Here is a 5,000-nt window from a genome sequence, read left to right on the forward strand (position 1 = left end):
ACGATCGAGGTGGTGGGCGGCGCGAGCATCAGCAGCGGGTGGTTTCAGCAGCAGAACCAGGCGCTCGGCACCGTGGCCGGCGGTTCGGGGGGGACGAGTGTTGCGGGGGGGACATCGGTTTCGGGCGGCGGGAGCGAGACCACGGCCGGGAGCGGCGGGACATCATCGCCGAGCGGTGGCACGGGGGTGATCACGGCGGCGCCCCCGCCGGTTGCGCCGGTAACCACGACCATCGCCGGTGGGGCGGGCGTGACCGGAAGTGCGACGATCAGCGGTAATGCGCAACAGAGTATCATCGTTGCCGGTGCGGGTGCCGCGACCGTTCAGGTTGGGAGCGCGGGATTCGATTCGATCGCGGGCGGCGCCGGTGCGATATCGGTGACCGGCGGGGCGGCGGTGTTCGAGTTCATCGGCGCGGGGGGAGCCGCGGTGATCGATCAACGCAAAACCGCGAGCAACGCCGAACTCATTACGGGGAGCGGTAATACGACGATCAACGCCGGCAGCGGCTTTGATTACATCGACGTGACCAATACCAATAGCGCCAGCACGGTGGTGATCAACGGGTTCGGGTTCGGGAAGGACCCGATCAATTATACCGGGTTTGCCAATAACGATTATCTGCGCTCGGCCTCGTTCAATGCGGCGGGCGGTACGCTCGATCTGGTTGACGGGCAGATTGTGCAGCTGAATTACAGCGATACGGTGTCGGCCAGCGTGAGCACGACGACGGCGACGGCGGGGATTGCGCCATCGTTGTCGCAGCCGCAGATCGTTGCCCTCGATCAGGCGGGGCAGAGTTTTGTCGGCGGCGCCTCGGCCGTCGTGCTGTCCGATCAGGCGGGGGGTAACACGATCACGGGGGGGAGCGGTGGCATCACCATGACCGATCAGGGTGGCCATGACGTGATCACGACCGCTGCGAATGTGGTCAATAAACTCAACCTCGCCAATGCCGATACGGTTTTCAGCACCGGGACGGATATGGTCACGATGGCAGGTGGTGGTCTCGTCAAGGCAGGCGGGGGACAGCTCAGTTTTGTGGGCGGCAGCGGGACGAGCACGATCCTGGGCGGGGCCGGCGCGGTGAGCGCGACCAGCGGGGCAGGGGGGATCGATATTACGGGTGGATCGGGCGCGATCACCTTGGTGGAAGGCGCGGGCGCCGATAAGATCGTTGCCGGTTCGGGGAATATGACGCTCAACGGCGGTAGCGGGACGTTGACCTTCACGGGAGGGATCGGCAACACGATCATCAACCAAACGTCCGGGAATGCGCAGATTGTGAGCGGTGGTGGTAATCTGACGATCAATGAGGGGAGCGGGATTGATTACTTCAACGCGTCCAGCGTCTCGGTCGGAGGGTCGATCACCATCAATGATTTCAATTCGGCGCGAACCCAGTTCAATGGTATTCTCACGGCGTCCTACGGGTCGAGCAGTGATCATCTCACCCTCACGGATGGCACGAAAATCACCATGAACCTGACGTGATCCGGAAACCAAGGTCGGTAACCCTTCGTGTTGGTCAGAACGGAACAATGTCGTCGAGAATCTGTTGACCGACACGGGGGGATTGCTGACCGCTGATCAGGCCGCGACCGCCATAGGAAATGCGGGCTTCGGCCAGTTGGTCGGCCTGGATCGTGTTGTTGCTCGCAATATCCTGCGGGCGACAGATGCCCGATACCGTCAGGACGCGCAGCTCGTCGTTCACCCGCATTTCCTGGCGGGCGACGACGACGAAATTACCGTCCGGCAGGACCTGGGTGATTTCGCCCGCCAGAGAGAGCGCGACGCTTTCGTTGCGCTGGATCTGGCCGGTGCCGGTTGAGTTGCCGGCGCCGGAGAGTGAGACGAGGCTCGACGGGTTGACGCCTTTGCCCAGAACGCGTGGGATGACGCTCTCCAGCCCGAACAGGTTTGGCACGCCGAGCGATTCCGAACTGGTTCGACCCAAGGTCGTTTGGTCCTTCAGCGTCGCGTCGTCGTTGATGTTGACGGTGATGGTGATGATGTCGCCGACGCGCGAGGCCCGTTGATCCTTGAAGAACGCACGCGCGCCGCGCCGCCATAGGCTATCTGGCGCGGTGGGCGCTTCGTGGAGTGGTGGCATCGGCATACTCACGGGACGCCAAGTGGCCGCGGCCGTTGGGTTGGTGATCGGGGACATTGGGGGCGCGTGGCCGACATACGCAAGATTCGAGAAGGCGCCGCAACCCGACAGGGTCGAGATCATGACGGTAAGGCAGGCGAATCGGCCGGTGCGGGCCAGAAGGGCGGCGCTTCGCGGATCGTCGATCACGGTTGATTGCCGATCATGTTATAATAAGGGGTCATGCCGCGGCTTCTGGTCGGCATGCTGCCGGGAACGACATGGGCGTGATCGGGCCCGTCGATCACCGCTTGAACGATTTCGTGCGATGTCGGGTTCATGACCGGGATGACCCCGCCGTCGCCGCCCGCCGCCAGGGCAATTCCGCGCGCCGTGACCTCGAGACCCGGCATGTCGACGGCGAGACTAACCGTCGCGCCACGGGCGATCAGCATGGGACTCGTGATGACCCGATTATTCAGGGCGGCGCCGCGCGACACCGCCCGCACCACCTGCATGCCGACTGCTTCGAGCGGATTGACGATCGCCTGATGCGGCAGGGCATTCCGCGCGACCCAGGATAATTCCAGATCCTGCGGGGTCAGAATTTCACCGGGAAACAGATTATGGGTGGCGACCACCGCCTCGACCGCCGGGGTGGCGATGCCGGCGATGGTCGCGCTGACGGGGTTCATCGTCGGCGCCGTGATCAGAATTGTTGCGCCGAAATTGCCGGTGCTGCGGTCGAGGGCGATTCGGTTGACGATGATCTCGGGATTTGCGTTCGGCGGGATCATCGGTAGTTGTGCGTCGCTGAAGTTCAACACGATGTGGCTTGGGCCGCCCGCCTTGCGCAAGGCCCGTTGGAGGACCGGCTTGATCGTTGCCTTGGCGATCGGCACGCCGGTACGCTCGATGATCACGGCCTGATCGCCGCCGTCCGGCTGCCAGGCGACACCATATTGGGTGGCGATGGCCGCGAGTTGCCGGGCGCCGACCGTGAAACGCGTGCCGGGCGATGGGGCGGGGCCCAGCGTTGCATCCGCATCCGGCCCGGCATGATCGAAAATGTCCTTCAGCTTCACGACGGGACGATCGATCGACACCAGGGTCCGCGCGGTCGGCGCCCCCATGCCCGTGCCCTGCGGGGACTGGGCGTATCCAGGTGCCGGGGACAGGATGAAGAGTGCAACGATGGTCAGGGCGGCGGATCGGATTGACGGATACATCGGTTTGTTACAGCTGAACGAGGGTGTTCATCATCTGGTTGGATGTCGTGATGACCTGACTGTTCATTTCATAGGCGCGCTGCGCCGTGATGAGGTTGGTGATTTCGCTGACCACGTTGACGTTGGAATTCTCGACGAAGCCCTGCTGAACGGAGCCAAAACCCGGTGAACTCGGCGATGCGGTGACCGGATCGCCGGAGGCGGCGGTCTGGATGAAGAGATTGCCGCCCTGGGCTTCGAGTCCGGCATCGTTCGGGAAGGCGGCAAGCTGCAATTGTCCGACGGTTTGGGGCGTTGTCTGTCCCGAGATGCTGGCTTGCACCTGCCCGGATGCGTTGATCGTCACGTTGGTTGCGTTGGCCGGAATCTGAATCCCGGGTTGCACGACAAAACCATCCGCCGTTACGATTTCACCGTTCGGCGACAGGCCGAAGGTGCCATCACGCGTGTAGGCGGTTTGCCCTGAGGGCAGGGTCACCTGGAACCAGCCGTTGCCGGAGATGGCGAGGTCCAGCGAATTGTTGGTCTGTTGCAGATTGCCCTGTTGATCGATGCGGTAGATCGCGGCCGTCTTGACGCCGAGCCCGATCTGCGTGCCCGAGGGCACGATGGTTCCGGCATCGGAACTGTTGGAGCCGGCGCGCCGCAGATCCTGGTAGAGCAGATCCTGAAACTCGACGCGCTGCCGCTGGTAGCCGGTGGTGGTCATGTTGGCGATATTGTTGGCGATGACTTCAACATTCGTCTGTTGTGCCTGCATACCAGTCGCCGCGATATCGAGTGCGCGCATTTAGACTCTCCGTAAAATGATCTCGAAAGTGATCGTGGACATCAGCTGGTCGTCGCGCCGAGGATTTTGCTGATGGCGGACTGGTTGCGTGATTGTTCGGCCGTGATGAACTGGGCGATCATGCGGAAATTCTGGCTCGCCTGGATCATTTTGGTGATCTCGACGATCGGCTGCACATTCGATCCCTCGAGCGCCCCTTGAACGATGTTGGGGTTCGCGCTCGGAATCGGGGCGGAGGCCGATTTCAGAAGATTGCCGCCCTGGTCGGTTAATCCCTGCGGGTCGGTGACGGTGACGACGCCGACCTGCCCGACGATGCCCTGCGCCGTGCTGATCGTGCCGTCCGACGCGATGCTGAGCGAGCCGCTTTGGGGCGGGATCGTGATCGGCTGGCCGGCGGGATCGAGCAGTGCATCGCCCGACGCGTTGGCGATCGTGCCATCCGGCAGGAGTCCAAACCGCCCATCCCGCGTCAGGCGGGGGCCGTTCGGGGTCTGCACGGTGAAATAGCCGCCGCCGGGCAGGGCCAGATCGAGCGGGTTGCCGGTCTGGTGGATCGGGCCGGGCTTGGTGTCCCGCCATGTGCCGGTCGCCTGGGTGTAGGCCAGGGTGGCGCCGCCCGGAGGGGTGGTGACGCCGCGCATCCGGTCGATCCACGCGGCTGATTGCAGATGCAGCGCCTCGTAACCGGGCGTTGAGACATTCGCAATATTGTTCGCGATCACATCCACCGTTCGCGAGGCGGTGATCATGCGCGAGAGAATAATGCTCGTCGTGTTATCCATTGATCCTGTCACCGTTTTGGGACGAAACGCCGTCTTGGCTCAGGGGATAATGCAGACGAATTGTTAAGAACGACCTAAACTTGGGAAGTTTTTTTGCGCCC

Annotated in this window: 5 protein-coding genes; 1 reads left to right on the plus strand and 4 read right to left on the minus strand. The window is 63.0% G+C overall.

Annotated elements, in window-relative coordinates; genetic code table 11:
- The coding region (locus tag ACP5E6_RS14215; RefSeq protein WP_427954990.1) for a beta strand repeat-containing protein at nucleotides 1-1,494 on the plus strand (1,494 nt) is incomplete at its 5' end.
- Nucleotides 1,495-1,528: 34 nt separating this feature from the next.
- Here the strand turns inward: ACP5E6_RS14215 and flgH are convergent.
- Genes flgH through ACP5E6_RS14235 form a run of 4 tightly spaced genes read right to left on the minus strand, consistent with a single transcriptional unit; the run spans nucleotide 1,529 to nucleotide 4,899 of the window.
- Nucleotides 1,529-2,305: a flagellar basal body L-ring protein FlgH gene (gene flgH / locus ACP5E6_RS14220; protein WP_427954991.1), complete on the minus strand. Its 777-nt coding sequence runs from the start codon at nucleotides 2,303-2,305 to the stop codon at nucleotides 1,529-1,531.
- Nucleotides 2,302-3,324 (minus strand): flagellar basal body P-ring formation chaperone FlgA, encoded by a 1,023-nt coding sequence (gene flgA / locus ACP5E6_RS14225; protein WP_427954993.1) that lies wholly within the window; start codon nucleotides 3,322-3,324, stop codon nucleotides 2,302-2,304. Before flgA ends, flgH begins: the two co-directional genes overlap by 4 nt.
- 7 nt (nucleotides 3,325-3,331) lie before the next feature.
- Nucleotides 3,332-4,114 (minus strand): flagellar basal-body rod protein FlgG, encoded by a 783-nt coding sequence (gene flgG / locus ACP5E6_RS14230; protein ID WP_427954994.1) that lies wholly within the window; start codon nucleotides 4,112-4,114, stop codon nucleotides 3,332-3,334.
- Nucleotides 4,115-4,155: 41 nt separating this feature from the next.
- Nucleotides 4,156-4,899, minus strand: a complete 744-nt coding sequence (locus tag ACP5E6_RS14235; protein WP_427954995.1) for a flagellar hook-basal body complex protein — start codon at nucleotides 4,897-4,899, stop codon at nucleotides 4,156-4,158.
- Nucleotides 4,900-5,000 lie beyond the last annotated feature (101 nt).

Origin of the sequence: Acidiphilium sp. (assembly GCF_049977125.1) — a bacterium.
Taxonomy (GTDB): domain Bacteria; phylum Pseudomonadota; class Alphaproteobacteria; order Acetobacterales; family Acetobacteraceae; genus Acidiphilium.